The sequence below is a fragment of the Halorubrum sp. ARQ200 genome (assembly GCF_005435115.1).
GTDB classification, from domain to species: Archaea; Halobacteriota; Halobacteria; order Halobacteriales; family Haloferacaceae; genus Halorubrum; species Halorubrum tropicale.
This window is the reverse complement of record NZ_SGTZ01000014.1, coordinates 52,942-79,341: the sequence shown is the minus strand read 5'-3', so window position 1 is coordinate 79,341 and position 26,400 is coordinate 52,942. Positions and strand designations below refer to the sequence as shown.

Genomic DNA, 26,400 nt, shown 5'->3' with positions numbered 1-26,400 from the left:
GCGCCGCGGACCCGCGGCTTTTTTTCGCCGCCTCGCGTCCACGGGGTATGGATATCGGACTTGTCGGCGACGGCCCCGCGGTCGAGGCGGCCGGGGCCGCGCTCGGCGACGTCGACGTGAACGCGATGCCGGTCGAGGCCGACCTGCTCGACGGGTTCGACCTCGCCGTCGTCGTCGACACCGCCGGGTCGGCGGCGTTCGCGACCGCGGACGAGCTGCTCGACCGGTGGGTCGCCGTCGAGGTGGGCGGGACCGGCGGCGTCCCGCTCGCCGACCTCGACGCGGCGGTGACCGTCTTCGACGACGCCTGCTACGACTGCCTGCGCGCCCGGGTCGAGAGCGGCGGCGCGGAGCCCGCCGACGCCCCGACCGGCCGCCGCTCCGCCGTGCGCTACGCCGGCGCGGTGGCCGGGCGGCGGGCGATCCGACTGCTCGCCGGCGACCCGGTGGCGGACACGGTCGCGGAGGTGCCGGGCGGCGAGCGGACGCTCCTCCCGGCGCCCGGGTGCGGCTGCGGCGCCGACCCCGGCGACGCGCTCCCGCGCGACCACGCCGACCGCGACCTCGGCGAGACGCTCGACCGCGCGGAGCGCGCCGTCGACCCGCGGGTCGGCGCGCTGAGCGAGGTCGGCGAACAGGAGTCGTTCCCGCTGCCGTACTACGTCGCGCGGGTCGCGGACACGACGCCCTTCTCCGACGGCGACGCGGCCGACTTCGGCGGGGGCGCGGCCGCCGACTGGGACGCCGCGTTCATGAAGGCGCTCGGCGAGGGGTTAGAGCGGTACGCCGCCGGCGTCTACCGCGAGGCCGCGTTCACGCGCGCGCCGGCCGCCAACGTCCCGAACCCGATCACGCCGGACGCGTTCGTGCGCCCCGAGAGCGCCGAGGCGTACGACCGCGACGACCGGCTCCCGTGGGTCCGGGGCGAGCGGCTCGGGACCGGCGAGCCGGCGAGCCTCCCGGCGGAGTTCGTCCACTTCCCGCCGCCGGAGCGCCGGTACCGCCCGGCGATCACGACCGGGCTCGGGCTCGGGAGCTCGGGCCCCGACGCCGCGCTCTCCGGGCTCTACGAGGTGATCGAGCGCGACGCGACGATGACCAGCTGGTACTCCACGACGGAGCCGCTCGGGCTCGACGTCGACGACCCCGGGTTCGCCGAGCTGGAGAAGCGGGCGCGCGCCGAGTCGCTGTCGGTGACGGCGCTGCTCGTCACGACCGACGTGGACGTGCCGGTCGTCGCCGTCGGCGTCGGCCGCGAGGGCGACTGGCCGCGGTTCGCCGCGGGGTCGGGCGCCGACCTCGACCCGGCCGCGGCGGCCCGGAGCGCGCTCGCGGAGGCGCTCCAGAACTGGACCGAGCTCCGCTCGATGGGCCGGGAGGCGGCCGACGAGCAGGGCGCCGCGATCGGTCACCACGCCGACCGCCCCGCCGAGACCGCGGCGTTCTTCGACCCGGACGCGACCGTCTCGACCGACGGGCTGGGCGAGCCGGAGCTGTCGGGCGAGGCCGAACTCGGCGCCGTCGTCGACCGCGTCGAGGCCGTCGGGCTCGACCCGTACGTCGCGCGGGTGACGACGCGCGACCTCGCGTCGCTGGGGTTCGAGGCGGTCCGCGTGTTGGTGCCCGGCGCGCAGCCGCTGTTCACCGGCGACCCGTTCTTCGGCGACCGGGCCCGCGAGGTGCCGCGGTCGATGGGGTTCGAGCCCGCGCTCGACCGGCCGTACCACCCGTTCCCGTGAGGGCGAGGACACGGCAGGCACCGGCGTCGCCCCCGGCACCGGCTGCCCGTCCCCGCGGATTTAGGTGCCTCCGGACCGCCGGAGCGCGTATGGACGTCGCACCAGACGCGGACGTGAGGGCGGTGGAGGCGGTCGACGGCGCGTTCCTCAGCCAAGGGGCCGTCGGCGACGAGACCAGCATCCAGCGGTTCGAGATCGAACCGGGCGAGGGCGTGCCCGAACACGACCACCCGCACGAGCAGATCGGCGTGATCACGGCCGGCCGGCTGACGTTCCTCGTCGACGGCGAGGAGCGGGTCGTCGGCCCCGACGACACGTACGTGATCCCCGGCGGCGAGCCGCACGCGGCCGAGAACCGGACCGACGAACCCGTCGTCGGCTTCGACGTCTTCGCGCCGCCGCGGGCGAACCCGGACTGGGGCGAGTAGCGGGGCGAACCTCCGCGGATCGCGGCGTTCGGCGCGTCTGCGATAGCCGCAAGACGTACCGGACCGAAGGTGTGTTAGTGCTCGGGGCCCGATAACGGGTAATGGGAGTCCAAGAACAGTACCCGTTCGACGTGGAGGCGCTCCGCGCCGACTTCCCGGTCCTCGACCGGAAGGTCGGCGGGGACCCGGAGACCGCCGGGGAGGGCGAGGGCGACGACACACCCCTCGTCTACCTCGACAACGCGGCGACCTCGCACACCCCCGACCCGGTCGTCGACGCCATCGCCGACTACTACCGGAGCTACAACGCCAACGTCCACCGCGGGATCCACCAGCTGAGCCAGGAGGCCTCCGTCGCCTACGAGGAGGCCCACGACGCGGTCGCGGAGTTCATCGGCGCCGCGGGCCGCGAGGAGATCGTCTTCACCAAGAACACGACGGAGGCGATGAACCTCGTCGCCTACGCGTGGGGGCTCGCGGAGCTCGGCCCGGGCGACAACGTCGTCCTCTCGGAGATGGAGCACCACGCCTCGCTCGTCACCTGGCAGCAGATCGGCAAGCGGACGGGCGCCGACGTGCGGTTCATCGACGTCACCGACGAGGGGCGGCTCGACATGGACCACGCCGCCGAGCTCATCGACGACGACACCGAGATGGTCTCGGTCGTCCACGTGTCGAACACGCTCGGCACGGTGAACCCGATCCGCGAGCTGGCCGACGTGGCGCACGACCACGACGCCTACGTCTTCGCCGACGCCGCGCAGTCGGTGCCGACGCGGCCGGTCGACGTGGAGGCGCTGGACGTCGACTTCCTCGCCTTCTCCGGCCACAAGATGTGCGGCCCGACCGGGATCGGCGCCCTCTACGGCCGCGAGGCGATCTTAGAGGAGATGCAGCCGTACCTCTACGGCGGCGACATGATCCGCCGCGTCTCCTTCGAGGACTCCACCTGGGAGGACCTACCGTGGAAGTTCGAGGCCGGGACGCCCTCCATCGCGCAGGGGGTCGGCCTCGCGGCCGCCATCGAGTACCTGGAGGATATCGGCATGGACCGGATCGAGGCCCACGAGGACCTGCTGGCCGAGTACGCCTACGACGAGCTGACGGCGCTCGGCGGCGTCGAGATATACGGCCCGCCGGGCGACGACCGGGGCGGCCTCGTCGCGTTCAACGTCGAGGGCGTCCACGCCCACGACCTCTCCAGCATCCTCAACGACTACGGCGTCGCGATCCGCGCCGGCGACCACTGCACCCAGCCGCTCCACGACGAGATTGGCGTCGCCGCCTCCGCGCGCGCCTCCTTCTACTTCTACAACACCGTCGAGGAGGTGGACGCGCTCGTCGACGCGGTCCGCGAGGCGCGCGACCTGTTCGCCTGAGTTGGCCGGGGCCCCGCCGACCCGCCGCCGCGGTCGGGTGATCGGACGCGAACGCGATCCGACGACGCGCCGCCCGCGCCGTCGGGGAACCGCTCGGCGTATCTTCGATGATACCACCGAATAATCGGCGCAGGCGCCGTGACAACGGTGATCGCACAATTATTATAACACCGCTCCGGCAATTATTGTCCGAAGAGAAATTACAACTCTCGTAGTAAGTTGTCTTTCGCCGAGTCGTCGCCCGCCGCCAAACGAATGACCGACCACACATCTCCGCCGTCCGACGCGCACGCGGACACGAACGCAGCCGCCGACCGATCAGCACAGTCAGCAGACCGACCCGCGAGGGAGGCCGACAGGCCGATCACCGTTCTCCAGGTCGAGCCCGACGCGCGCTCCGCCGAGCTGCTAGAGGCGTTCGCGACGCGGCTCACCGAACGGGTCCGGATCCGCTCCGTCGACCGCGTCGCCGCCGCCGTCGACGCGGTCGAGGAGGGCGTCGAGGTCGACGGCGAGCGGGTCGCGGTCGACTGCGTCGTGACCGAGCAGCGGCTCCCCGACGGCGACGGCGTCGGCCTCACCGGACGGCTCCGCGAGGCGGGCCACGAGGTCCCGGTCGTCTTCCACACCACGTGTCCGGGCGAGGAGCGCGAGGCGGCGGCGTTCGGCGCCGGCGCGGACGCCTACTTCGAGAAGGGGTCCGAGCGCGGTCGGTTCGATTCGATACTCGATCGGATCCGCACGCTCGTCGACGGGGAACGGGAGCGCGAGACGGCCGCGGCGCGGGCGACCGCGTCGCCGCCGCGCACGTCGGACTCGCCCCGCGGGACGCTCCGCTCCGAGGAGTGAAGTCGGGGGCGCCGAACGGCGCCGGAAGCGGAGCCGCCGTGGCGGCGGCCAGAGGAGGCTCGTCAGCGTTCGAGTTCGACCGTGAGGTCGGTCGCGATCCACGCGTCGGTGTTGCCCTGTTCGGCGAAGACGGTCCGCTCTTGAGAACAGCGGGTCGCGGCGACGGTCGGCCGTTCGTCGGCCGCCGACTCGACGTCCCGCTCGATCCGGTCTCCCGTTGTCATTACCAGTCGGTCAGAGGCCGGTGGTGTTATAGATTTCGGTCGGCCTAAACCAGCAGCGGCGATCCGGGCAGGGGATCGGAGGGCCTTAGCTCACGGGGGTCGTTCGCCGCAGCGTGACCGACACGCTGTTCACGCCGCTCACGCTGCGCGACACGGAGTTCCGAAACCGCGTGATGCTGTCGCCGATGTGCCAGTACTCCGCCGAGGACGGGCTGGCGAACGACTGGCACCGCGTCCACCTCGGCGCCCGCGCCGCCGGGGGCGCCGGCGTCGTGATGACCGAGGCGACCGCCGTCGAGGCCCGCGGGCGGATCACCCCGGACTGCCTCGGGATCTGGTCCGACGAGCACGCCGAGGCGATCGAACCGATCGTCGAGTTCGTCCGGTCGCAGGGCGCGACGCCCGGGATTCAGTTGGCTCACGCCGGGCGGAAGGCCTCTCACAGTCCGCCGGGCGAGGGGAGCGGTCCGATCCCCGCCGACGAGCCCGCGGGCTGGGAGACCGTCTCCGCCACCGACGAGCCGTACCCGCATTCCGAGGTCGACGAGGACGACCTGGCCGACACGCGCCGGCTCGACGGGAAGGGGGTCGACGCGGTGATCGACTCCTTCGCGGCCGCCGCCGAACGGGCGCGGGACGTCGGCTTCGAGGTCGCCGAGGTCCACGCGGCCCACGGCTACCTGCTCCACCAGTTCCTCTCTCCCGTCACCAACGACCGCGACGACGAGTACGGCGGGAGCTTCGAGGACCGCACCCGGCTCCTCCGCGAGGTCGTCGCGGCCGTCCGCAAGGTCTGGCCCGACGGCAAGCCGGTCTTCGTCCGGATCTCCGCGACCGACTGGCTCCCCGACCGCGACTCGTGGGACGTGGACGACTCGGTCCGGTTGGCCCCCCTGCTGGCCGAGGCGGGCGCCGACCTGATCGACGTCTCCGGCGGCGGTATCCACCCGGACCAGGAGATTCCGAGCGCGGGCCCGGGGTACCAGGTGCCCTACGCCGAGGCGGTCCGCGAGGGGACCGACGTGCCCGTGGCCGCGGTCGGCGGGATCACGGAGCCGACCCACGCCGACGCCCTCGTCCGGAACGGGCGGGCCGACCTCGTCGCGCTCGGCCGCGAGCTGCTCCGCCACCCGTACTGGCCGCTGGAGGCCGCCCACGAGCTCGGCGAGGAGGCCGAGTGGCCGGTCCAGTACCGTCGCGGTCGGTTCGACTGAACGAGCCGCCGGGGCGACCGCCGACCGGGCGACCGGGCGATCGGAGCATGAGAACCGCGCGCAGGCGCCGGGAAGGCTTATCAGGCTCCCGGGCGCCGACGGCGTATGGGCGACCTCGACTACCGGCCCTTCCCCGAGGAGCGCGGCGACGAGTTCAGCGCGTTCATGCGCTACGCCTTCTCGCCCGAGGAGGGACCGTACGACCCCGAGGAGGACGACGACGACCGCGAGCACCTCGCGGACTACCGGGGGCTGTTCGACGGCGACGAGCCCGTCGCGGTGTGCGGGCACCACGACTTCTCGCTCCGGATCCGGGGACGCGACCGCGACGTGGCCGGCCTCTCTGCGGTCGCCTCGCCGCCCGAGCACCGGCGCAACGGGCACATCGAGCGGCTCCTCCGCGAGTCGCTGACCGAGTACCGCGACGACGGAGTGCGCTTCTCCGTGCTGTGGCCCTTCGAGCACCCGTTCTACCGCCGGTACGGCTGGGCGACGGTGAGCCGGTACCGACGGGTGAAAGCGCCGCCGGAGCAGTTGGCGTTCGCGACGAGCGAGCGCGGCGACGAGACGGGGCGGTTCCGTCGGCTCGACGAGGACGACCACGGCGCGGCCGCCGACCTGCTGGCCGCGACCGCGGAGCGCCACGACTTCACGATGGCGCGGACCGAGGCGTGGTGGCGCGAGCGCAGCCTCCGCGGGTGGCAGACGGACCCGTACGTGTACGGCTTCGAGCGCGGCGGCGACCTCCGGGCACTCCTCTCGTACACCTTCGAGGAGCGCGACGACGGCGACGGGCGCGCGATGGTCGTCTCCGACGCCGCCGTCGCCGACCCCGCCGACTGGGACCGCGTCTTCCGGTTCTGTCGCGACCACGACTCGCAGGTCGAGCGCGTTCGGCTCCGCCTCCCCGCCGACGTGAGCCTCCTCGACCGCGTCGACGACCCGCGCGCGGTGACCGAGGAGGTCCGCGCCGGCCCCATGTTCCGGCTCGTCGACGTCCCCGACGCACTGACCGCGCTGGCGCCCGACCCCGACCTCAACGCCGCGTTCACGCTCGCCGTCGACGACCCGCTCGTCGACTGGCACGACCGACCGATTCGGGTGACCATCGCGGACGGCGAGGTCGCCGCCGAGCGGGTTGAGGACGTCGACGGGGATGGCTCCGCGGTCGCGGACGTGACCGCCGGCGTCGGCGCGCTCTCGCAGCTGTACGCCGGCTACCGCGGCGTCGACGACCTCCGGGCGCACGCCGACCTCGACCTCGCGAGCGACGCCCCGGACGGCCTCGCGGCCGACCTGACCGCTCTGTTCCCGCCGCGGCGCACGTTCCTGCGCGAGGGGTTCTGAGCGGCGCGCCGCGACCGGTCGGGGCGCCACGCGGCGCTGCCGGGCTTTTTATTTGCGGCCCGCCTACGAGGCGGCATGAGTTCCCGCGACCGACGCGACGACGACCTCGAGGAGCGGCTCGACGAGCTCGAATCGGTGTTGAGCGAGCTCCGCGCCGACCTCCGGGAGAACGAGCGCGACCGCCGCGGGCCGCCGCGGCCGCCCCGGCTCTCGGAGCTCGTGCGGTTCACCGAGCAGTACACGATTCCGACGCTCATCGCGCTGTTAGAGACGACAATCAAGTCGCTCGAACTGCTCCGGGGCACCCTCCGGCTCGCCGACCCCGGCCGGAGCGTCGCCGAGGGGACCGAGGGCGCGGGCGACCGCCTCGCCGACGTCCGCGACGGCGCGACGGCCGGGCTCGCCCGGTCGCTGTCGGAGCTCCGCACCGCGCTCTCGGAGGCCGACCTCCCCGAGGACGCCGCCTCCCGGTCGATCATCGCCGACGCGCGCGACCTCACCGCGGAGATCGAGTCCCGGATCGACGAGGGGCGCCGCGAGGCGGACGCCGCGCGAGACCGCCGGCTCGGGCGCGACCGCGACCGGGGCCGCGGCGACGAGGACGGACCGCGGAGCGCGCCGGACGCCGGGCGGGACGACGACAGCCCGGTCCGGATCGACGTGACCGAGCCCGGCGACGGCGGCGACGGCGACGCCGAGAGCGAGGAGGACGACCCGCCGGAGGTTGACGTCGAGTCCGAGCTGGAGTCGATAAAGCGCCAGATCGACGGGGACGCTGCGGGGGACGAGACCGACGCGGAGGCGGTCGAGGCCGACGATGCGCACGGCGACGGAGACGACGGGAGCGCGGACGACGATGCGGACGGCCGAAGCGACGGCGAGCGAGCGGACTGACACCCGTCAGAAGGAGGCGCCGAGCCGGTCGGCGACGCGCTCCGCGGAGTCGACGAGGAGCGCCTCGTCGTCGGTGAACACTTCGAGCGCGACCGTGCCGTCGAAGTCGACGAGTTCGGACGCGACGAGGTCGTAGTCGACCTCGCCGGCGCCCACGGGGAGGTGCGTGTCGCCGCGGCGGCGCACGTCGTGGCAGTGGAGGTGCGAGACCCGGTCGCCGTGGCTCCGGAGGAACCGCTTGATCGCCTTGTTGCCGCCCTCCATGTAGGCGTGCCCCACGTCGAAGCAGACCGGCGTCCCGGTCTCGCGGGCGAGGTCGCCGAGGACGGAGAGCTGGAGCCCCGCGTGCTGGTGGCCGACGTTCTCGACGACGACCTCGACGCCCGCCTCGCGGCCGGCGTCCGCGACCCGCCGGAGCTGGTCGGCCGCGGTCTCCCGGAAGTCCACGTCGTCGCGGTCGGCGGAGGTGGCGTGGAGGACCGCCTTCTCGGCGCCGAGGTCGCCGGCGGCCGACAGGAGCCGGCGCTGGTAGTCGACGATGGCGTCGTTCACCTCGGGGACGTACGTCGTCAGCCGCTGGCTGTACGGGAGGTGGACGAGCAGGTCGCGACCGGCGAGCGCGTCCGTCAGCCGCCCCGGGTCGATCTCGCCGGGGACGAGCGTCGGCTCGCCGACCCCGACCTCGCAGAAGTCGAACCGCGCCGGCGACGCCGCGAGGCGGTCGAGGTCGTCGCCGACGGTGAGACCGATCTCCATGTCGGTGGTGGGGTCGGCGCGGTCTTATAAATAGTGGGATGGACCCCGCAGCGCGGTCGGGACCGAGCGCGGCCGCGCCGAACCCCGATCGCTCGGCCGCCGGGGGCCGCGTCCGTCAGTACCGGTCCGGCGCGGAGTCCACGTACCCCTTCAACGCGATCGGAACCACGAAGAAGCCAATCACGCAGGCGATCGTCACCGCGATCTGGTCCGCCCTCGGGAGGTCGCCGAGCCCGACGAGCAGCGTCAGCGACGTGCCGAGGTACAGGAACGCGATCGCCCATCGAACGGCGGGGTTCGCCAGCAGCCGAACGGCGTTCACTGAGGAGCCGTACGCGGTCTCAGTACGAAACGTTTGGCCTCGCTCCGACCGTGCTCGCGGCGGTCGGAGGCTTCGGAGGGGCTATCGCCGACCCGGAGCGCCACCGAAGGGGCGAGCCACGAGAGCGGTCCCGAGGCGAACCGTCGACGGCGCCTCAGTCGTCCGCGAGCGGGTTCTCCACGTCGATCTCGCCGGAATCGATCTCGGCCTCGACCTCGCGGACCGCGGTGACCATGTTCTCGGTCTTGCCGTACGCGATCTCCCGGGGGAGGAGCTTCAGCCCGCAGTCGGGGGAGACCGTGAGCTTCTCCGGCGGCACGACGCGCAGGCCCTGCCGGATGTTCGCTTTGATCTCCTCGACGGGCTCGATCTCGGCCGTGTGAGCGTCGACGACGCCGAGCGCGAGGTCGGGCTCGAACTCGGGGTCGGTGAACGTCGGGATCTGCTCGAAGTCGCCGTTACACAGCTCCACGTCGAACTCGTCGATCGGGTAGTCGTTGATCTCGGGGTAGATCCGCGAGTAGTCGCCGTAGCAGACGTGGAGGCCGATGCGGACCTCCTCGGGGATGCCCGCGGCGATGCGTTCGAGCGCCTCGCCGACGATGGCGTGGTCCTCGGGGGTCGTCGCCAGCGCGGGCTCGTCGATCTGGATGTACCGGGCGCCCGCCTCGACCAGCTTCTCGACCTCCTCGTTGACGAGGTCCGCGAGGTCGTAGACGAGCTCCTCGGTGGAGGGGTACGCCTCGTTGAACGCCCAGAAGCCGAGGGTGTACGGCCCCGTGATCGGGACCTTGACCGGGCGTTCCGCGACGTTCGAGGTGAACTCGAACTCGTCGACGAGCCACGGCTCGTCGTACGCGACCTCCTCGACGACGCTCGGCTTGTCGAAGTAGTTGTGGCCCCACACCTTCACCGGCCCGTTGAACTCGTAGCCGTCGATGCGGTCGGCGAAGAACTCCACCATCTCGTTGCGGCGCATCTCGCCGTCGACGACGGTGTCGAGGCCGGCGCGCTCGTGCTCGTGCGTGATGAGCCGACAGGCGTCGTCGTGGGCCTCTTCGAGGTCCGACTCGTCGAACTTCGAGTCGGGGTCCTCCACCAGCTCGTCGGCCCGGTTGAGCCACTTCGGCTTCGGATACGAGCCGACGACGGTCGACAGCAGGAACGTGTCGTTCGGGTGGTCGTGCGGGCGGAACTGGTCGCGGTTGGCGGACGGGTTTCGGACCATCAGTCGAGCACCTCCGCGGCGGCGGCGAGCGCGTTCAGCTTCTCGCGGTACTTGTTCGTCGGCAGGTAGAACAGCTCGGTGTTCGGCGTGAGGTAGGTCCTGTCGAACCCTTCGAGCGGGATCTGCGACTCGAACCACTCGACGCGCTCCGCGACCGTCTCCGCGTCCTCGACGAGGGTGTTCTGCCCGTCGACGAGCCCGAGCGACAGCGAGTCGGTCGAGCCGAACTCCTGGACGTTGTAGACGGTGTCGTCGCGGTCGCCGGCGACGAGGTCGAGCCCGAGGGCGTCGGCGCCCGCCTCGTCGACGAGGTGGGCGTACAGCTTCTCGCCGAGCGCGCCGTAGAAGGTCTGGACGACCACGTCGGCGTCGGTCGCGTCGGCGACCGTCGCGATGGCGTCCGTCGCCGTCGACTCGTCGCCCTCGGCGGGCGGGTCCGTGACGAGCGACGGTTCGAGGAGGAACAGCGTCTCGTGGGCCGGGAACGCCTCGACTTCGCCCGCGAGGAAGTCGGCGACCGCGGCCTGGAACTCGGCCTCGTCGCCGTAGTGCTCGTCGGTCGCGAGGGCCGCGAGCGAGTACGGGCCCGGGAGCGTCGCGGCGAGCGACGCGTCGTCGCCGCCGTCGGCGGCCGCGAGCAGGTCGGCCGCGTCAGTCAGTTCGTCCGCCACGTCGCCCGAGAAGCCGAGGTCGTCGACGACGCGCGGGTCGCGGTAGAAGTTGTTGTTGTCGTAGTACCGGACGATCCCGCCGGTCTCGACGGCGTCGCTGACGGTCAGCGGGTGCGCGATCATGTCGTCCCAGCGGCCCTGCCCCTCGGAGATCAGGTCGAGGCCGGCGTCGAGTTGGTGGTCGACGTACTCGGCGCGCACCTCGTCGTACTCCGCGACGATCGCTTCGCCCTCGTCGCCGCTCAGGAGGTCCCCCTTCTGGTGTCCCTTCAGGTCGGAGAGCGTCTCTTTCGCCCGGTCCGGGAGCGGGTACAGCCCCGGCGTCGCCGCGACACGTTCGGTCATCACCGACCGTTGGATATGTCGACGTATAATATTTGCTAATACGTATTATTCTCTACAGTAATTTATTGCGGAGGCTTACGCCCGACGGAGGGCCAGCACGGTGAGCGTCTCGAAGGGGAACGACTCCTCGACGACCGGCTCGGCCGCGAAGCCGGCCTCGTCGACCAAGCCGAGCACCTCGTCGTAGCCGGTCAGCGAGGAGACGAGGAGGAGGACGACGCCGTCCGACGCGAGCGCGCGTCCCACGTCCGCGAGGAACGGTTCGATGAGCTCGCGGCCCGACTCGCCCCCGGAGAGCGCGTGCTCCATCCAGTCGTCCCACTCGTTGTCGGGGTCGGTGGGCAGGTACGGTGGGTTGAAACACACCGTGTCGAACGCGTCCGCGCGGAACGGCGAGAGCAGGTCGGCGACGACGGCCTCGACGCCGCGCTCGCGGGCCTGACGCGCGGCGTGTGGGTTGAGATCGCTTCCGACCACGTCGAGGCCGCGCTCCTCGGCGACCCGCTCGGCGACCCACCCCGACCCGGTGCCGACCTCCAGCACGCGCCCGTGCGCCTCCGCGACCGCCGCCTCCGCGAGCAGGCCGGAGTCCTCCGCGGGCTGGTAGACGACCGCGTCGTCGGCGCCGCGTCGCGCCGCGAGGCCGTCGCCGGCCCCGCTCCCGTCGCCGCTCATCTGTCGCCCTCCGCCGCGTCGCCGTCGCTCGACGCACCGTCCGCGTTGCCGGCGTCGGCGGAGCCGCCGCGCGTCGCCGCGCGGCTCTCGACGGCGGCGTCCAGTTGGGGGCCGGAGGCGCCTTCCGTGCGGGCCGAGAGCGTCTGTTGCGGGAACGGGATGACGATCCCCTCGTCTTCGAGCGCGTCCTTCATCGCGCCCATCGCGGCGGTCTGGGTCCGCCAGCGCTTGCGCATGCTCGGGTTGCGGATCCAGTACCGGAGCCCCAACACGACCGCGGAGTCGCCGAAGCGCTTCGTCACGGCGTTCGGCTCGGGCATCTCGGCGACGTCCTCGACGCCCGCGACCGCCTCCTCGACCACCGCGGCCGCGCGCTCGACGTCGGTGTCGTAGTCGACGCCCACCTCGATCTCGATCCGCAGTCGGTTCCGGCGCGACCGGTCGACGATCGACCCGGACCGGACGTCGTCGTTCGGCATCGTGATCACCTCGCCGTCGAACGACCGGAGCCGCGTGCTCATGATCGATATCTCCGTCACCGTCCCCTCGTGGTCGCCGATCACCACCCAGTCGCCGACCTCGAACGGCCGGGAGAACATCAGCACGAACCCGGCCAGTATCGCGCCGAGCGTCTGCCGCGCCGCCATGCCGATAACGATACCCAGGAACCCCGCACCGACGAGCAGGCTGCCGACGTTGTCGGTGAACAGCCCGACGACGGCGAGTATCGCGGACGTGTAGACGCTCAGCTGCGTGACCCGCAGGATGACCTCCTGCTGGTGTTGCGAGATCGAGGCGCTCTCGGCGCCGATCTCGCGGATGACGCCCCCGAGGAAGTCCGTGAGCGCGTACGCGATCGCTAAGAGCAGCACGGCGAGGACGACGTTCGACAGCTGGTTCGCGCTCAGCGCCGACCGGGCCGTCTCGAAGAGGGCGCCGCTCTGGTCCCACACCGCGATCAGCGTGATCGCGCCCAGCGCGGTGGCGCCGCCGACGCCCGCGGACAGCAGGAGCCGCTGCGTCGAGCTGAGCTCCCTGTCCCCGCGCCGCAGCCGCCGCGTGAGGAGCCGGACCCCGAGCACCGCGACGACGATCCCCACCGAGGCGGCGAACCGCTCGGCGTTGCCCGCGAGCGCGCGCTGAAGCTCCGTCACGAGGCCGACCCAGCCCGTCATCGTCACGCCTCCGCGGGGGAGCCGCGCTCGCGGGCCAGCTCCGCCAGCGCCGCGAACGCCGCCGGCTCCAGCGTGCCGGGGCGGCTGCGCAACAGCTCCTCGTCCGCCGCGTCGACGACGGCCTCCGGGTCGTCGAGCCCGGAGATGTGGGCCGTGTTCCGCACCGCGTTCCGCACCGTCTTGCGCCGCTGGGTGAAGAGCGCCTTCACGAACCGGAGGAAGAACGCCTCGTCGCCGACGACGTAGTCGGGGTCTCGGGGAGTGCAGCGCACGACGGCGCTCTCGACGGCCGGCTGGGGGTCGAACGCCTCCTTCGGCACGCGCTCGACGATCTCCACGTCGGCGTAGTGCTGCGCCGACACCGAGAGGCGGCCGTACGCGGACTCGCCGGCCGAGGCCACCATCCGGTCGGCGAACTCGGCCTGGAACATCACCACGAGCGGCTTCTTCTCCGGGAGCAGCCGGAAGGCGATCTCCGAGGAGACGCCGTACGGCAGGTTGGCGACGCAGGCGGAGAAGGGCGGGAGGTCCACGTCGAGCGCGTCGCCCTCGATCACGTCGAGGAGCCCGTCGGCGACCGCGGCCGCGAACTCCTCGCGGAGGAACTCGGCGAAGGCGCCGTCGCGTTCGATCACGGTGACGCGGCGGGACGGGGAGTCGCCGGTCGCGGCGGCGTCGCCCGTCGCCGCGGCCAGGAGTCGGTCGGTGAGCGCCCCCGCGCCGCCGCCGATCTCGAGGAGGCGGCTCCGGTCGGCGTCGTCCGGGAGGTAGCCCGGGATCCGGTCGAGGACCCGGTCGTCGACGAGGAAGTGCTGGTCGCGGTCGGGGTCCGCCCGCGCGCCGGCCCGCCTCGCGAGCGCGTCGGGGTCGCGCTGCCCGTACGCGGTGCCCTCACCCGCCGATGAGTCGGTCATAGCCGGGGTACACGCGGTGTTCGGGTAAAAGTCTCGTTTCGGGGACACCGGGAGGACCCGGGGGCGGCGCGGCTCACTCCTCGCGCCCGACGAACGTCCGGTACTTCAGGTCGGACTCGCGGATCTCCTCGACGATCCGTTCGAGGATCACCTCCCGGGGGCGGTGGAGCCCGGAGATCCGCTCTTCGACGTCGGCGAAGCTCTCGAACGGGCCGCGCTTCCGCTCGTCTAAGAGGTCGTTCCGCAGCTTCTTGCCGATCCCCGGCAGCAGGTTCAGCTGGTGGAGCCGGAGGGTGATCGGCCCGGCCTCGTTGTAGAAGTCGACGAACCGCTCCTCGTCGGCCTCGACGATCGCCTCGACCGCGTACTCGACCTCCGCGGCCGCGTTCCTGGTGAGGTCGTCGAACGACACCTCGCGGTAGCGGCCGACGTCCGGGCCGTCGAGGGCGATCCGGTCGCCCACCGAGACGTCCGCGTCGCCGGCGAGCGTCAGTTCGTACAGCGCGAACGACGGCGCGCCGAGCGCGTACGCCACCGGCGACTTGCGGGACTGCGGGCGGTCGTCGTCGGGGCGCCCGTTCGGCAGCACGTCGAGCAGGACGGCGGTGGGGCCGCCGCCGTCGTCGCTCTGTTCCGCTCCGGCGTCCGCGGCGGCGCCACCCCCGTTCCGGTCGTCTGCCGGCGTCCCGTCGCCGTCGGCGTTGTCCATATATCGTTTATCGCTCCGAGCGGTGAAAAAACCGCTGGCGAGGCGGGTCGCGGCGCGGCCGCCGACGGTCGGATTCAATAGCGTCGGGTGCGACGTGGTACCATGGCGAAACCGGACCCCGAGGAGCTGGTTCGACTCGTCGAGGCGTTTCCCGGACCGTCGGTCGAGGCGGACGGCCCCGACCGCGGCGGGCCGACTGAGGCGGCGGAGATCGGTCGGGTCGACGAGTTGCTCGACGGCGCGTACGGCGCCCTGACGCGGCGCTGGTACCCCGAGCTCCGCCGACGCGCCGCGGCGCACGCGGACGGCGACTGCCTCCGCGAGCGGGTGCTCGAACACGTCGAAGCGGTGCCGTCGTTCCGCCTCTCGGACGGGCCGACCGCGCTGACGGAGCGGCGCGAGGCGCTCGCGGAGGCGGCGGCGCTGACCGACGAGGTCCGCGAGATCGCGGAGTGGTACGGCACGCTCCGGTCGCGGCTGGAGGGCGACCGCGCGTCGCTGACGCGGGCCGAGCGCCTGCTCCACGACTTCGGCTACGCGCTGGCGCACGTCCTGTTCCTCGGGGCGTCGTCGCCGGGGGCCGTCGTCCGGCGGCTCCGGCTCGCGTACCGGTCGGTCGGCGTCCGGATCGACGAGACGGCCTCCGAGGGCGGTATCGAGGAGACGACGTTCACCTGTCCGTACCGGAACGTCGCGGCCGGGCGGTGCGGCGAGCGGTGGGTGTGTCACGAGAAGCTGGACCGCGTCGACGACGGCTACGTGTCGTACCTCGCGGAGCGCGGGATCAGCTACCAGCGGCCGCGGGGCTGTGCGGGCTCGGAGCAGTGCCGGTCGACGGTCGCCCGCGACGGGCCGGCACGGTGGTGGCCCAAGACGCCCCCGGCCGCGGTCGGCGCCGACCCGTGACCCGCGACGGCGCGGCGGGCGGCCGGGCGGGTTCGGAGGCGCCCGCCGCGGAGTCGGACCCGCGTCGACTGCGTCGGGTCCGGCGCAGCTACGACGCGTGGGCCCGCGTCTACGACTGGTTCGCGCGGGCCACGGCGTCGGTCGGCGGCGTCCGCGCCGCCTGCGTCCGATCGCTCGACCTCGCGCCGGGCGACACCGTCGTCGAGTTCGGCTGCGGCCCGGGGGTGAACCTCCCCGCGCTCCGCGAGGCCGTCGGAGCGAGCGGCCGCGTCGTCGGCGTCGACGTCTCGACCCGGATGCTCGACCGGGCCGCGGGGCTCGTCGCGCGGCGCGGCTGGGAGAACGTCTCGCTCGTCGAGGCGGACGCCGAGCGCCCGCCGGTCGCGGCCGCGGACGCCGTCCTCGCGACGTTCGTCACGTCGCTCTTCCCCGACCCGTACGCGGTCGTGCGCCGCTGGTGCGACCTGGCGGACGCCGTCGTCGTCGCGGCGTTCGTCCCGGAGGGGAACCGCGCGGCGAACGCCGCGCTCCGGGCGTTCGTGGCGCTGAACGGGCGGCTCTTCGACGCCCGGACCGACGACCCGCTCGGGATGCTCGCGGAGCGGACCGCCGCGGCGCGGCGCGCGCTCGACGACGGCGCGACCGTGCGCGAGCGCGACCGGCGGCTCTTCGGAACGATCGTCGTCGAGGCCGGCCGCGATCGGTGACGCGCGGGGCCCGGCGCTCGGCCGGGGTCACTCGGAGACGGGGACGGAAACGACCGTCGCGTCGGCGGTCCGGATGACGCGCTCGGTCGTGCTGCCGAGGAGGTCGTCGGCCGCGGCGTCGAGGCCGCGCTTGCCCATCACGACCGCGTCGGCGTCGACCGCGTCCGCGTGCGCCGCGATCTCGTGGGCGGGGACCCCGGACTCGATCGCGGTCTCGCTGTCGATGCCCGCGTCCGCGACGGCGGTCGCGACCCGGTCGACCGCCGCCGCCAGCCGCTCGCGGCGCTCGGGGTCGTCCTCGTCGAACTTCTCCGGCTTCCCCGACCGCTCGTACATCGGAATCTCCTCGACGACGCCGAGGACGTGTACCGTCCCCTCCGCCGCCGTGATCTCGATCGCGTCGTCGACCGCGTCGAGGGCGGCGTCGCCCTCGCCGGTCGGCACGAGGGTGGTCTGGTACATGCGGCTCGACGTACGGGCGGAAATCTGAAAAAACGTGTCGGTGACCCGTCCCGCCGGGCCGGGTGGGACCCGCGGTCAGGCGTACTTCGCGACGACGTCGAGGATCTCGTCGAGCTCGTCGCCGTCGAGCGAGTAGCGCTCTTGGGCGAACACCGAGCGGAGCTCCGTGCGGTCCTCGGGGAGCAGGTCGGCGATCTTCACCGCGGTCGGCACGTCGATCTGGTCGAGCTCGGTGAGCTCCTCGACGAGCTCACGGGACTCGTCGGCGTCGAGGTCCGCGAACCGGTTGACGTGCTCGATCGCGCGGGCCAACTCGTAGCGGAGGTCGCGGTCCTCGTCGGCCGCCCGCTCTTCTTCGATCTCCACGAGGATCTCCTTCGCCTCGGAGGTGGTGACGTACTCCTCGTCGAGCTTCTCTTTGAAGATCGTCATCTCAGTTCTGCTGCGCCCGCATATGGGCGGCGGTGACGATGAGGGTCTTCGTCTTGCCGCCGTCCGGAATCTCGACTTTGAACGCCGACCCCTGCTTGCCGACGACGGTTCCGGTCCGGCCGTCGAAGCGGGGGTGGAAGCGGCCCTTGGGGACGCTCGGGTCGATCTTGAGGTGGACCTGCGACCCCTCGTCGAACTCCTGGATCGCTCGCTGCGGCGGGGAGGTGCCGCGGTTGCGGGGCTTGTTCGAGAGCTTGTCGCGAGTCGCCTTCTGCGGCCCATTGGAACTCGGCATGGTCTTGGGATACCTTCCGCTGCCGCCGTTATAAATCGTGCGTTACGACCCGCAGGACGTTGGCTCCTCACACACGCGGCGATCCGCGGGACCCGACGACGCCGGAACCGCTCGGTCGACGGGGCTTCGAGGACGCCGCGCTCGCGACCCGGTTTCTCGCGCGACCCGCTACTCTCACCACCCGCTCCTCGCGCGGCCGGGTGCGCGCGACTACCAGACGAACCTCCCCCTTCCGAAAGGGCTAATCCCGGGAGTCCCTATCATGTTCGTAATGAGTCATCAGCTGCCGGACGTACAGGCGTCGTCCCCCGACGTCACCGTCGGGCTATCGCAGGTCGGCGTCACCGGCGTGGAGAAGCTCGTCAAGCTGGCGCGCGGCGACAAGCGCCCCATCGTTCTCATGGCGGAGTTCGAGGTGTTCGTCGACCTCCCGAGCGGGCGGAAGGGGATCGACATGTCGCGGAACCTCGCGACGGTCGACGAGATATTGGAAGACATCACCCGCGAGGAGGCGTACCGCGTCGAGGACGTCTGCGGCGACGCCGCCGAGCGGCTCTTGGAGAAGCACGACTACACGACCACCGCCGAGGTGTCGATGACGGCGGAGCTCGTCACCCGCGAGCACACGCCGGCGTCGGACATCGAGACCCAGAGCACGGCGACGATCGTCGCCAGCGCGACCGCCACCGAGGAGGGCACCCGCGAGGAGATCGGCGCCGAGGTCACCGGCATGACCGTCTGCCCCTGCTCGCAGGGGATGAGCGAGTCGCGGGCCCGCGAGAAGCTCGCCGAGCTGGGCGTCGACGAGGAGACGACCGAGGAGTTCCTCGACGCCGTCCCGCAACCGGGCCACTCCCAGCGCGGCCACGCGACCCTGACGATCACGACCGACGGCCACCCGGACGTGGACCTCCGGGACGTGATCGACGTCGCCCGCGACTCGATGAGCGCGCGCATCTACAACATGGCGAAACGGCCCGACGAGGACCACATGACCTACGAGGCCCACGCCGACGCGAAGTTCGTCGAGGACTGCGTCCGCGCGCTCGCCGAGGGCACCGTCACCGAGTTCCCGCACCTCTCGGACGACGCCGTGATCCACATGAAGCAGTCGAACGACGAGTCGATCCACCAGCACAACGCCCACGCCGAGCGCGAGGTCCGGCTGGGCGACCTCCGCGACGAGCTCGACCGATAGCCCGCCGCCACGGACTCAGAACGTCAGCAGCTCCGAGTCCGCCCAGCGCGGCTCGAACTGCTCTTTCACGCTCGTCGCGAAGTCGATGTCCTTCACGTCGATCATCGCGAACGGCTCGTCCGCCGACAGCGGGTGCGGGACCTCGATACACACCTCTATCTCGTCGAACACGTTGAACGTCCCGTCCACGTTCGGGGAGGTCCGGACCTCGAACCCGTCCACCTCGGCCAGCTCCGCGGTGTACCGGCGCCCGACGCTCCGCGGGAGCGCGTCGACCGTCGCCGGCGACAGCAGGACGCGGATCTCCACGCCGCGTTCGAGCGCGGACTCGAGCTCGGCGGTCACCTGCTCGCCGATCGTTCCGAGGTCGAAGCCGGTCGCCGGCGCGCCCGCGACCACGACGACCCGGCGCTCCGCGGCGGCGATCCGCTCTAAGAGGAGGTCCGTCGCCTCCTCGGCGCCGACGGCCGCGGTCCAGAACTGGCCGTCGACCGGCTCGCCGGCGTCGAGCTCCGCCGAGAGGTCGTCGACCACGGACTCGTACTGCTCGGCCTGCGTCCGCAGCTCCTCCTTCTTCTCGTCGAGCAGCCGGTCGAGCGCCGCGTCCGGCTCGACCGCGACGTACTTCTTCGGGCGGCTCGCGGCCTGACTGCGGACCAGGCTGTGTTGCTCCAAGCTGTTGAGCACGTCGTAGATCCGTCCCATCGGAACCTCGCTGGCCCGCGAGAGGTCCTTGGCCGTCGTCGGCCCGGTCCGAAGGAGCGCGCGGTACGCCCGGGCCTCGTACTCGGAGAGCCCCAGGTCGCGAAGAGATGCCATACGCTGGGATGCCCCGGCGCCCGTATAAACGCATCGTCCGTTTACGATCCGCGAGGTGCCTCGCGGGCGCCCGTCGAAGCGAGACCGCTGCCGCCGACGCGCCGATCCAGCCCGGTCCCGGATCTCAGGCGAGCACGTCGCCGACCCGGTCCATCAACTCGTCGGGCGTTTTCGCCGGCTCCGAGGCGCCGTCGCCGGCGAGGACGACCGCGGTCCCCTCGGGGACCGTCCGCGGCGCCGGCGCGTCGGCCTCGTGGGCGTTCGGCGCGACGACCTTCTCGTGGTCGGCGACCCGCCACGCGGCGCGGTGGAGGTCGCTCCCGGGCTCCGTCCCGACGGCGATGGCGGTCGTGCCGCGCCGGATCCGGGCCGCGAGGCTCCCGTAGGCGGCGACCTGAACGCTCAGCCGCTCGGTGGCGCCGGCGAACGCCTCGGCGGTCTCCCGCGCGACCTCGCGGTAGCGGTCCTCGCCGGTGAGCGCCGCGAGGTCGCAGAGCGCCGTCGCCATCTCGACGTTGGCGTCGAGCGGGCGGAACGACCGGTCGAGCAGCCCCGGGCCCGAGCGCGGGCCGTCGACGAAGGAGCCGTCGACGCGGAGCCGGTCGACCGCTCGGTCCGCGACCGCGCGGGCGACGGCGGCGCCCTCGCCGCGCACGCCGGCGGCGCGGACGTACGCGCCGACGACGCGGGCGGCGTCTTCGAGCAGGTCGGACTCGCCGGCCTCGTCGCTGCCGCGGTAGTGCGTCACCTCGCCGGCCTCGGCGTCGATCAGGTCGCGTTCGAGCCCGTCGAGGATGCGCCCGCCGTACTCGCGGGCCCGCTCGTCGTCGGTGTAGGCGGCCACCGCGAGGAGCGCGTCCGCGGCGAGCGCGTTGCCGCCCGCGAACACGGTGAGGTCGCGGCGGGGATCGTCCAGGTCGGCGCGGTCCTCGGCGGGGGCGGCGTAGTAGGCGCGGCCGAGCCCCGGGCCGAGGCTCCCGCCGACGCCGTAGCCCGTCCAGAGGTCGTCCGTGAGGAAGGAGACGGCGTCGAGCGCGGGGTCGAGGTAGGCCTCGTCGCCGGTGTAGAGGAAGGCGTTGGCGAACGCGCGGGTGACGGCGGCGTTCGTGTCGAGCGGCTTCTCGTAGGCCACGTCGCCCCAGTCCGACGTGCCCGCGTACCGGAAGAACCCGCCGTCGACGTCGTCGGTCAGGTGGTCGCGGACCGCGTCGAGCGTCCGGAGCGCCCGGTTCCGGTCGCGCTTCAGCGCGAACTCGACGGTGCGGGGGAGCGGGAACTTCGCGTCGGTCCCCCAGCCGGCGTGTTCGGCGTCGTACTTGGCCTCCAGCTGGCCCGCCAGGTGGCTCTCTATCGCGTCGGTCACCTCGCCGCGGGGCGGCAGGTCGGCGTCGAGCGCGCGGGGGACGCGCCCGGCCTCCCGACCCTTGTCGGCCCACATCTGCCGGACCGACTCGAGGACCTGCCGCATCCCGTCCACGTCGAGGTAGCCCGCGCCCGTCAGCAGCGTCCCCTCGGGCGTGAGGAAGGCGGTCGTCGGGAACCCGCCCATGTTGTACCGCTCGCGCACCCGCGGGCGGCGGTCGACGTCGACGCGGACGGGGACGAACCCCTCGTTGACGTTGGCCGCGATCCGCGGCTCCGCGTAGGTGATCGCGTCCATCTCGTGACAGCCCTCGCACCAGGTGGCCGACAGCGAGAGCAGCACCGGGCAGTCGCGCTCGTCGGCCTCGGCGAACGCCTCGGGGCCCCAGTCGCGCCACTCGACGCGGGTCTCGTCGCTCATATCCCCAGTCGGACTGGGGCGGGGGTAAGCGCTTCGAGAGCGGGCGGCCGGGGCGGGGAGCGGAGGGGACAGAGCGGCGGCTGTGCGGAAAACGACGGAGGGCGAGAGGAGGGCGCTGCGTCGGTGTCCACGCGACGTGTCGGCGTTCGGACGGGCGGTTCGGGCAGGGGTCCGGCGTCAGCGCTTGTAGTCGTGGCCGAGCGCGAGCGCGAGGGCGTTCGCGAACAGGAGGGCGACGAACAGGCGCCCGGTGCCGCCGTCGAGCCCCGAGTACAGCAGCACGGGGTACGCCGCCGGGATGGCGATGGCCGCCCAGAAGGCGGCCGCCTTGACGGTACCGGTCATCAGCCCGGCGAGCCGGTCGCCGGAGGCGATCTGGGTGGGAGCGGGGGTTGACATGGACACTTCCGCGTACGACGGGGACCCACATATACCCCGACGAGGGTTCGGCGAATTTCACGGCGTTTCTCGACCGATCGAGTCGTTTCACAACCGCCGCAGAAACGTTTTAACCGTTCATAGAGCCCGCTAATCCTTTGTTCTGGAATCGTCTCCGATCCGCGCGCTCCGGTCGCTCGCGGGGCGTCACGCGGGACCGACCGCGGCGCCCCGGCGAACGCGGCCCCGGACGACTGCCGCGGCACCAACCGCTTTGTCCGTCGGGCGGCGAGGGGGGGCATGACCGAGACCGATCGCCGCGACCGACGCGATGACCGGAGGGACCGAGACGACGCGCGCGCCGACGGCGGCCGCCCGCGGGTGGCGGTCGTCGCCTGCGGCGGCACCATCGCCTCGGAGCCCGGCGACGACGGCGCGGCGCCCGAGAAGACCGGCGAGGACCTCGTGGCCGCGGTGCCGGCCGTGTCGGACCACGCCCGGGTGACGACGACCGAGGTGTGCTCGCAGCCGGGGTTCGACGTGCGGTGGCGGGACGTGCTCGCGACCGCGGCGGCCGCCCGCGACGCGGTCGGCGAGGGGGCCGACGGCGTCGTCGTCACCCACGGGACGGACACCTTGGCGGACACCGCGTTCGCCCTGGACCTCCTCACGGACCTCGGCGCGCCGGTCGTCGTCACGGGCGCGCAGCGCCGCCTCGACGAGCCCTCCAGCGACGTCCCAGCGAACCTCGCGCTCGCGGTCCGGGCTGCCGCGGACGCCCGGTTCTCGCGCGGCGTTCACGTCGCGTTCGACGACGAGCTCCACGCCGCCCGCGACGTCGTGAAGGGGCACAGCAACGCGCTGTCGACGATGACCTCGCCGGGGACGGGGCCGGTCGCGACGTTCACCCGCGACGCCTCGCGGCTCGTCCGTACCCCCGAGCGCGGCGTCGCGGTCGACCCGCTGGCAGACGCGATCGAGAGCGCGTCCGACGTGCCCGAGGTCCCGGTGATCCACTCCGGGACCGGCGTCGGCGTCGGGGCGATCGAGCGCGTGCTCGACGCCGGCGTCGGCGGAGTCGTCGTCGAGGGGACGGGCCTCGGCAACGTCACGGCGGCGCTCGGCGACGCGCTCGGCGAGGCGGTCGCGTCCGTGCCGGTCGTCGTCGCCGGCCGCCCACCGGCCGGGCCGACGGAGCCGGTGTACGGGACGCCGGGCGGCGCCGTCACGCTCGCGGACCACGGGGTGACGTTCGCCGGCGACCTCCCGGCCGCGAAGGCGCGGGTCGCGCTCGCGCTCGGCCTCGCCGCCGGCCTCGACGGCGAGGGGGTCGAGGCGCTGTTCGCGCCGGCGTGAGACGACCGCGGACGCGCTGAACGGGCGGAATCGCCCGCCGGTGTCGGTCAGACGGTTGTTTTCGTTTACACGAGACCCTTATGTACCGCCCGCGTATGTGGAGGTATGAGTCAGTTCACGCGACGAGCGGCCCTCTACGGCGTCGCCGGCGGCGTCGCCGCGCTCGCGGGGTGTACCGAGGCCGGCGTCCCGGCGGACGGGAGCGGGACCGACGGCGGCGGAACCGACAGAGACGGCGGCGACGGGGCCGACAGCGACGACGAGGAGGTAACGACGGTCGTCCGGCAGGTCGGTGCCGCCCTCTCGGGCCCCGCGTGGGACCGGACCGAGCGGCGCGGCTTCTGCACGCTGATCACCGAGGAGGGGGAGGCCTCGTGGCTCCTCGACGACGCGCCCGAAGCGGTCCGCGCGTTCGTCGAGGAGACCGACTTCGCGGCGTCGGTGCTCGTCTACGTCGAGTCCGTCGGTCCCGACACCTGTCACGACGAGATCACGTTCGATAGCACCGGCATGGGCGTCGAGGACGGGACCTTCGTCGCGGACGCGACGGTCCGGGGGCCGGGGAGCGACGACGTCGCCTGCGGCGACGCGATCACCTACTCGGCCGCGCTGATCCGGGTCACGAGCGACCCGCTCCCCGACGCGGCCCGGCTCTCCGTCACCGACGGCTGGGGCGAAACGGGGACGGTGCGCGACGGCGAGGGCGTCCCGGACTCGGACCGGCTCGCCGGCGGGATCTGATCCGCCGGGGACGGCTCGACCGTTCCTGTTTCGGTCGACAACGACGTGGAGCGGCCCGCTCCGCGCCGCTGCGCGAGGGCGCGACCCGCGAACGACGCCCGCGCCCGGTTCAGGCCCGTACTTCGATCAGGAGGTCCGTCTCGGGCGACTCGCCCATCCGCTCGCGGACGCGGTCCCACGAGAGGTCGGTGCGAGCGGTCACCGATTCGGTGGCGACGGCGCCGCAGGCGTTGCCGACGAGTATCGGCGCCTGATAGTCGCGCGGGTCGTGCGAGAACCCGTCGCCGGTGATCTCCGGCTCGCGGAGCGCGGCCGCGAGGAACCCGGCCGCGAAGGCGTCGCCCGCGCCGGTCGTGTCGACCGGGTCGGCGTCGAACCCCGGGTGCGAGACGCTGCCGTGCGGCGTCCGCACCGTCGCGCCCTCGTCGCCGAGCTTGATCGCGACGACGCGGTCGTCCGGCTCCCACGGGTCCACATCTGTCGCCGCGTCGAGCGCGTCGGCCTCGCGGTCGTTGAGGAAGAGCACGTCGCTCGCGTGGAGCGCGGCGTCGAACTCGCGGTCGGCGACGCGGCGACCGGGGTCGAAGCTGCGGGTCGCGCCCGCCTCCGCCGCCGCGGTCGCGAGCGCCGCGGCGGTCTCGGGCTGCTGGCCGGTGAGGTGGAGGTGGTCGGCGGCCGCGAGCGTGTCGCGGTCGAGCCCGGCCGCGGAGAACGACTCGTTGGCGCCGTCGTTCGCGAGCATGAGCAGCTCGCCGCCGCCGTCGACGATGACGTACTTCACCGAGGTTGGCTCGTCGGCGTCGACGAGCACCTGTCCGGGGTCGACGCCGGCGCTCGCGAGTTCGCGCAGCGCCAGCGCGCCCGACTCGTCGCCGCCGACGCTGCCGTAGACGACCGACTGGCCGCCGAGGTCGACGAGCCCGACCGCGACGTTCGCCGCGCTGCCGCCGCCGGACTGTTCGAGCCGGTCGATCCGCGTCTCGCCGTCCGGCTCGGGGAGGCTGTCGACGTGGATCGTCACGTCCCAGTTGATGTGGCCCGCCGAGACGACCTTCGGCACGCGGTCGGCGTCGTCCGGGGTCAGGTCCGGGTCGCGATCGATCGCGGGGTCGACGTCGTCGTCGGAGGCGGCGTCGGCGGCGGTCCCGTTACCGGCGTCGCCGTGGGTGTCCGCGTCGCCGTCGGCGTCGCTCGCGTCGCCGGAGGGGTCGCCTTCCCACTCGTCGACCTCGCTTTCCCACTCCGCGACGGTCTCGTCCCAGTCGTCGACGCCCTCGCCCTCGGCGGGGTTGGCGTCGTTGGAGGGATCGCCGTCGGCCGGGTCGCCCGCCGGCGGGTCGTCGCCCGGAGCGCCGTCGCGCCCGCTCATGGCTCGGCCCACGGCTCGGCGGCGCCCTCGCCGAACAGCTCCCGCATCAGCGTCACGATGCTTTCCGGGGGGAACTGGCCGTGCTCGGTGACGATCGCGTCCATGTACCGCGGCGGCGTCACGTCGAACGCGGGGTTCTCGACGGTGATATCGCCGATCGCGTCGCGCGTCCCCGGCTCGATCACCTCCTCCTCCGAGCGCATCTCGATCTCGACGGTGTGGCCCGTCAGCGTCTCCGGGTGGAGCTTGATCGTCTGGGCCGCGGTCATGATCGGGACGCCGCGCTCGCGGGCGTTGACCGCGAGCCCGGAGGTGCCGATCTTGTTGATCACGCCGCCGTCCGCCGCGATCGAGTCGGCGCCGACGACGACGTGGTCGACCTCGTCGAGGTAGCGCCGCGCCGCGGAGTCGACGATGAGCGTGACCGGAACGCCCATCTCGCGGAGCGCCTCGGCCGTGATGTGGCCCTGCTGGCGCGGGCGCGTCTCCTTGACGACCGCCGAGATCGACTTCCCCTGTTCGACGGCCGCCTCGATGCACGCCAGCGCGTCGGTGGAGTGGCAGTGGGTCATCACCGTGTCGCCGTCCGCGAGGCGGTTCGCGCCCACCTGCCCGAGGTCCTCCTGCGCGCGGTCGAGCTGGTCGACGAACGACTCGCTGGCGTCGACGACGCTCCGACGGAGCCGGTCGACCGAGTCGCCCTCCATCCGCTGGAGGACGTAGCGGAGGGCGTTCGGCAGCGACACCGCTGTCGGGCGCGTCTCGCGGAGCGTCCGCGCCGCGGCGCGCATCGACGCGCGGAACGCCTCGGGGTCGCTCGCGGTCGCGTCCGCCTCGGCCGCGGCGGCGGCCTGGTCGGCGAGCGCCTCGGCGGCGGCGGAGGCGATGGTGGCCGCGCCGCGGATCTCCATGGTCGCGATCGACTCGGCGGTCTCGCGGACCGCCGGCGACGGCTCAGTGTCTGTCATACCGATCCGGTAGCCGCCCGTGTATTTATAGAACCGGCCGACCGGCGGCGAAGACGGCGCCGGCGCCGCCCGGTGTCGGGCCGCTCTGCTCCACGTTGGGGCGCTCTGCTCCGCGTC

Annotated in this window: 29 protein-coding genes; 12 read left to right on the top strand and 17 right to left on the bottom strand. The window is 72.9% G+C overall.

Annotated features, from left to right (window positions below):
- Positions 1-47: 47 nt before the first annotated feature.
- From EXE50_RS14530 to EXE50_RS14515, 4 genes are all read left to right on the top strand, one after another.
- Positions 48-1,739: a YcaO-like family protein gene (locus EXE50_RS14530; protein ID WP_137705407.1), complete on the top strand. Its 1,692-nt coding sequence runs from the start codon at positions 48-50 to the stop codon at positions 1,737-1,739.
- A gap of 89 nt (positions 1,740-1,828) precedes the next feature.
- Positions 1,829-2,167 (top strand): cupin domain-containing protein, encoded by a 339-nt coding sequence (locus tag EXE50_RS14525; RefSeq protein WP_053770677.1) that lies wholly within the window; start codon positions 1,829-1,831, stop codon positions 2,165-2,167.
- 101 nt (positions 2,168-2,268) lie between these two features.
- Complete coding sequence (locus tag EXE50_RS14520; RefSeq protein ID WP_053770676.1) at positions 2,269-3,546, top strand: aminotransferase class V-fold PLP-dependent enzyme; 1,278 nt, start codon at positions 2,269-2,271, stop codon at positions 3,544-3,546.
- A 255-nt stretch (positions 3,547-3,801) separates the two neighbouring features.
- Entirely contained in the window at positions 3,802-4,395 is a 594-nt protein-coding gene (locus EXE50_RS14515; RefSeq protein WP_053770675.1) for a response regulator, read from the top strand.
- A gap of 62 nt (positions 4,396-4,457) precedes the next feature.
- Here EXE50_RS14515 and EXE50_RS17520 read toward each other — a convergent pair whose 3' ends face one another.
- The gene (locus EXE50_RS17520) at positions 4,458-4,619 is read right to left on the bottom strand and encodes a hypothetical protein (protein ID WP_167551888.1); all 162 of its coding nucleotides are present in this window, start codon (positions 4,617-4,619) and stop codon (positions 4,458-4,460) included.
- Between the two features lie 113 nt (positions 4,620-4,732).
- Between EXE50_RS17520 and EXE50_RS14510 the strand changes: the two genes are divergently transcribed.
- The 3 genes from EXE50_RS14510 to EXE50_RS14500 all read left to right on the top strand — a co-directional run bounded on the left by EXE50_RS14510 (position 4,733) and on the right by EXE50_RS14500 (position 8,074).
- Positions 4,733-5,833 carry an NADH:flavin oxidoreductase/NADH oxidase gene (locus EXE50_RS14510; protein ID WP_053770674.1) on the top strand — a complete coding sequence of 367 codons (1,101 nt, stop codon included), beginning with the start codon at positions 4,733-4,735 and terminating at the stop codon, positions 5,831-5,833.
- Positions 5,834-5,938: 105 nt separating this feature from the next.
- A complete protein-coding gene (eis, locus tag EXE50_RS14505; RefSeq protein ID WP_137705406.1) occupies positions 5,939-7,180 on the top strand; it encodes an enhanced intracellular survival protein Eis in 1,242 nt (413 codons plus the stop codon).
- Between the two features lie 75 nt (positions 7,181-7,255).
- Entirely contained in the window at positions 7,256-8,074 is an 819-nt protein-coding gene (locus EXE50_RS14500; RefSeq protein ID WP_053770672.1) for a hypothetical protein, read from the top strand.
- A 6-nt stretch (positions 8,075-8,080) separates the two neighbouring features.
- Here the strand turns inward: EXE50_RS14500 and EXE50_RS14495 are convergent, their stop codons facing one another.
- From EXE50_RS14495 to EXE50_RS14460, 8 genes are all read right to left on the bottom strand, one after another.
- The gene (locus EXE50_RS14495) at positions 8,081-8,830 is read right to left on the bottom strand and encodes a sugar phosphate isomerase/epimerase (RefSeq protein ID WP_053770671.1); all 750 of its coding nucleotides are present in this window, start codon (positions 8,828-8,830) and stop codon (positions 8,081-8,083) included.
- 115 nt (positions 8,831-8,945) lie between these two features.
- Complete coding sequence (locus tag EXE50_RS14490) at positions 8,946-9,152, bottom strand: hypothetical protein (RefSeq protein ID WP_053770670.1); 207 nt, start codon at positions 9,150-9,152, stop codon at positions 8,946-8,948.
- 154 nt (positions 9,153-9,306) lie between these two features.
- Positions 9,307-10,380, bottom strand: coding sequence for a methionine synthase (locus tag EXE50_RS14485; protein ID WP_053770669.1), 1,074 nt, complete (start codon positions 10,378-10,380; stop codon positions 9,307-9,309).
- Positions 10,380-11,396, bottom strand: a complete 1,017-nt coding sequence (locus EXE50_RS14480; protein WP_053770668.1) for a 5-methyltetrahydropteroyltriglutamate--homocysteine methyltransferase — start codon at positions 11,394-11,396, stop codon at positions 10,380-10,382. Before EXE50_RS14480 ends, EXE50_RS14485 begins: the two co-directional genes overlap by 1 nt.
- A 75-nt stretch (positions 11,397-11,471) precedes the next feature.
- Positions 11,472-12,071 (bottom strand): HemK2/MTQ2 family protein methyltransferase, encoded by a 600-nt coding sequence (locus tag EXE50_RS14475; protein WP_137705405.1) that lies wholly within the window; start codon positions 12,069-12,071, stop codon positions 11,472-11,474.
- Positions 12,068-13,252, bottom strand: coding sequence for a mechanosensitive ion channel family protein (locus tag EXE50_RS14470; RefSeq protein ID WP_394347758.1), 1,185 nt, complete (start codon positions 13,250-13,252; stop codon positions 12,068-12,070). Before EXE50_RS14470 ends, EXE50_RS14475 begins: the two co-directional genes overlap by 4 nt.
- A complete protein-coding gene (locus EXE50_RS14465; RefSeq protein WP_053770665.1) occupies positions 13,249-14,160 on the bottom strand; it encodes a 16S ribosomal RNA methyltransferase A in 912 nt (303 codons plus the stop codon). Before EXE50_RS14465 ends, EXE50_RS14470 begins: the two co-directional genes overlap by 4 nt.
- Positions 14,161-14,233: 73 nt before the next feature.
- Positions 14,234-14,869, bottom strand: a complete 636-nt coding sequence (locus tag EXE50_RS14460; protein WP_053770664.1) for a DUF655 domain-containing protein — start codon at positions 14,867-14,869, stop codon at positions 14,234-14,236.
- A 102-nt stretch (positions 14,870-14,971) separates the two neighbouring features.
- Between EXE50_RS14460 and EXE50_RS14455 the strand changes: the two genes are divergently transcribed.
- Positions 14,972-15,775, top strand: coding sequence for a hypothetical protein (locus EXE50_RS14455; RefSeq protein WP_053770663.1), 804 nt, complete (start codon positions 14,972-14,974; stop codon positions 15,773-15,775).
- Positions 15,733-16,482 (top strand): class I SAM-dependent methyltransferase, encoded by a 750-nt coding sequence (locus EXE50_RS14450; RefSeq protein WP_053770987.1) that lies wholly within the window; start codon positions 15,733-15,735, stop codon positions 16,480-16,482. Before EXE50_RS14455 ends, EXE50_RS14450 begins: the two co-directional genes overlap by 43 nt.
- 27 nt (positions 16,483-16,509) lie before the next feature.
- On the opposite strand, the gene EXE50_RS14445 is transcribed toward EXE50_RS14450, so the two are convergent.
- The 3 genes from EXE50_RS14445 to EXE50_RS14435 form a co-directional block, all read right to left on the bottom strand.
- Complete coding sequence (locus tag EXE50_RS14445; protein WP_053770662.1) at positions 16,510-16,944, bottom strand: universal stress protein; 435 nt, start codon at positions 16,942-16,944, stop codon at positions 16,510-16,512.
- 75 nt (positions 16,945-17,019) lie between these two features.
- Positions 17,020-17,376, bottom strand: coding sequence for an RNA polymerase Rpb4 family protein (locus EXE50_RS14440; RefSeq protein ID WP_053770661.1), 357 nt, complete (start codon positions 17,374-17,376; stop codon positions 17,020-17,022).
- 1 nt (position 17,377) lies between these two features.
- Positions 17,378-17,671 (bottom strand): 50S ribosomal protein L21e, encoded by a 294-nt coding sequence (locus EXE50_RS14435; protein ID WP_006112901.1) that lies wholly within the window; start codon positions 17,669-17,671, stop codon positions 17,378-17,380.
- A gap of 271 nt (positions 17,672-17,942) precedes the next feature.
- Between EXE50_RS14435 and mptA the strand changes: the two genes are divergently transcribed.
- Positions 17,943-18,869: a GTP cyclohydrolase MptA gene (gene mptA, locus EXE50_RS14430; protein WP_053770660.1), complete on the top strand. Its 927-nt coding sequence runs from the start codon at positions 17,943-17,945 to the stop codon at positions 18,867-18,869.
- Between the two features lie 15 nt (positions 18,870-18,884).
- On the opposite strand, the gene EXE50_RS14425 is transcribed toward mptA, so the two are convergent.
- From EXE50_RS14425 to EXE50_RS14415, 3 genes are all read right to left on the bottom strand, one after another.
- The gene (locus EXE50_RS14425) at positions 18,885-19,688 is read right to left on the bottom strand and encodes a TrmB family transcriptional regulator (RefSeq protein ID WP_053770659.1); all 804 of its coding nucleotides are present in this window, start codon (positions 19,686-19,688) and stop codon (positions 18,885-18,887) included.
- A 124-nt stretch (positions 19,689-19,812) separates the two neighbouring features.
- Positions 19,813-21,471 (bottom strand): DUF255 domain-containing protein, encoded by a 1,659-nt coding sequence (locus EXE50_RS14420; RefSeq protein ID WP_137705403.1) that lies wholly within the window; start codon positions 21,469-21,471, stop codon positions 19,813-19,815.
- 177 nt (positions 21,472-21,648) lie between these two features.
- Positions 21,649-21,870: a hypothetical protein gene (locus tag EXE50_RS14415; RefSeq protein WP_053770657.1), complete on the bottom strand. Its 222-nt coding sequence runs from the start codon at positions 21,868-21,870 to the stop codon at positions 21,649-21,651.
- A 279-nt stretch (positions 21,871-22,149) separates the two neighbouring features.
- Here EXE50_RS14415 and EXE50_RS14410 point away from each other — a divergent pair, with 279 nt between their 5' ends.
- The gene (locus EXE50_RS14410) at positions 22,150-23,205 is read left to right on the top strand and encodes an asparaginase domain-containing protein (RefSeq protein ID WP_137705402.1); all 1,056 of its coding nucleotides are present in this window, start codon (positions 22,150-22,152) and stop codon (positions 23,203-23,205) included.
- Between the two features lie 105 nt (positions 23,206-23,310).
- A complete protein-coding gene (locus EXE50_RS14405) occupies positions 23,311-23,946 on the top strand; it encodes a hypothetical protein (RefSeq protein WP_137705401.1) in 636 nt (211 codons plus the stop codon).
- A 109-nt stretch (positions 23,947-24,055) separates the two neighbouring features.
- Here the strand turns inward: EXE50_RS14405 and EXE50_RS14400 are convergent, their stop codons facing one another.
- Together EXE50_RS14400 and EXE50_RS14395 are read right to left on the bottom strand one after the other, a co-directional pair.
- The gene (locus EXE50_RS14400) at positions 24,056-25,315 is read right to left on the bottom strand and encodes a carbohydrate kinase family protein (protein ID WP_137705400.1); all 1,260 of its coding nucleotides are present in this window, start codon (positions 25,313-25,315) and stop codon (positions 24,056-24,058) included.
- Complete coding sequence (locus EXE50_RS14395) at positions 25,312-26,283, bottom strand: ribose 1,5-bisphosphate isomerase (protein WP_137705399.1); 972 nt, start codon at positions 26,281-26,283, stop codon at positions 25,312-25,314. The genes EXE50_RS14400 and EXE50_RS14395 overlap by 4 nt, the downstream gene beginning before the upstream one ends.
- Between the last annotated feature and the right edge of the window lie 117 nt (positions 26,284-26,400).

Coding starts and splice junctions, on each gene's coding strand:
- EXE50_RS14480 (WP_053770668.1), bottom strand. CDS start 11,396: ATGACCGAACGTGTCGCGGCGACGCCGGGGCTGTACCCGCTCCCGGAC.
- EXE50_RS14515 (WP_053770675.1), top strand. CDS start 3,802: ATGACCGACCACACATCTCCGCCGTCCGACGCGCACGCGGACACGAAC.
- EXE50_RS14435 (WP_006112901.1), bottom strand. CDS start 17,671: ATGCCGAGTTCCAATGGGCCGCAGAAGGCGACTCGCGACAAGCTCTCG.
- EXE50_RS14475 (WP_137705405.1), bottom strand. CDS start 12,071: ATGAGCGGCGACGGGAGCGGGGCCGGCGACGGCCTCGCGGCGCGACGC.
- EXE50_RS14460 (WP_053770664.1), bottom strand. CDS start 14,869: ATGGACAACGCCGACGGCGACGGGACGCCGGCAGACGACCGGAACGGG.
- EXE50_RS14465 (WP_053770665.1), bottom strand. CDS start 14,160: ATGACCGACTCATCGGCGGGTGAGGGCACCGCGTACGGGCAGCGCGAC.
- eis (WP_137705406.1), top strand. CDS start 5,939: ATGGGCGACCTCGACTACCGGCCCTTCCCCGAGGAGCGCGGCGACGAG.
- EXE50_RS14420 (WP_137705403.1), bottom strand. CDS start 21,471: ATGAGCGACGAGACCCGCGTCGAGTGGCGCGACTGGGGCCCCGAGGCG.
- EXE50_RS14440 (WP_053770661.1), bottom strand. CDS start 17,376: ATGACGATCTTCAAAGAGAAGCTCGACGAGGAGTACGTCACCACCTCC.
- EXE50_RS14500 (WP_053770672.1), top strand. CDS start 7,256: ATGAGTTCCCGCGACCGACGCGACGACGACCTCGAGGAGCGGCTCGAC.
- EXE50_RS14405 (WP_137705401.1), top strand. CDS start 23,311: ATGAGTCAGTTCACGCGACGAGCGGCCCTCTACGGCGTCGCCGGCGGC.
- EXE50_RS14425 (WP_053770659.1), bottom strand. CDS start 19,688: ATGGCATCTCTTCGCGACCTGGGGCTCTCCGAGTACGAGGCCCGGGCG.
- EXE50_RS14520 (WP_053770676.1), top strand. CDS start 2,269: ATGGGAGTCCAAGAACAGTACCCGTTCGACGTGGAGGCGCTCCGCGCC.
- EXE50_RS14525 (WP_053770677.1), top strand. CDS start 1,829: ATGGACGTCGCACCAGACGCGGACGTGAGGGCGGTGGAGGCGGTCGAC.
- EXE50_RS14455 (WP_053770663.1), top strand. CDS start 14,972: ATGGCGAAACCGGACCCCGAGGAGCTGGTTCGACTCGTCGAGGCGTTT.
- EXE50_RS17520 (WP_167551888.1), bottom strand. CDS start 4,619: ATGACAACGGGAGACCGGATCGAGCGGGACGTCGAGTCGGCGGCCGAC.
- EXE50_RS14395 (WP_137705399.1), bottom strand. CDS start 26,283: ATGACAGACACTGAGCCGTCGCCGGCGGTCCGCGAGACCGCCGAGTCG.
- EXE50_RS14445 (WP_053770662.1), bottom strand. CDS start 16,944: ATGTACCAGACCACCCTCGTGCCGACCGGCGAGGGCGACGCCGCCCTC.
- EXE50_RS14415 (WP_053770657.1), bottom strand. CDS start 21,870: ATGTCAACCCCCGCTCCCACCCAGATCGCCTCCGGCGACCGGCTCGCC.
- mptA (WP_053770660.1), top strand. CDS start 17,943: ATGAGTCATCAGCTGCCGGACGTACAGGCGTCGTCCCCCGACGTCACC.
- EXE50_RS14485 (WP_053770669.1), bottom strand. CDS start 10,380: ATGGTCCGAAACCCGTCCGCCAACCGCGACCAGTTCCGCCCGCACGAC.
- EXE50_RS14495 (WP_053770671.1), bottom strand. CDS start 8,830: ATGGAGATCGGTCTCACCGTCGGCGACGACCTCGACCGCCTCGCGGCG.
- EXE50_RS14400 (WP_137705400.1), bottom strand. CDS start 25,315: ATGAGCGGGCGCGACGGCGCTCCGGGCGACGACCCGCCGGCGGGCGAC.
- EXE50_RS14410 (WP_137705402.1), top strand. CDS start 22,150: ATGACCGAGACCGATCGCCGCGACCGACGCGATGACCGGAGGGACCGA.
- EXE50_RS14530 (WP_137705407.1), top strand. CDS start 48: ATGGATATCGGACTTGTCGGCGACGGCCCCGCGGTCGAGGCGGCCGGG.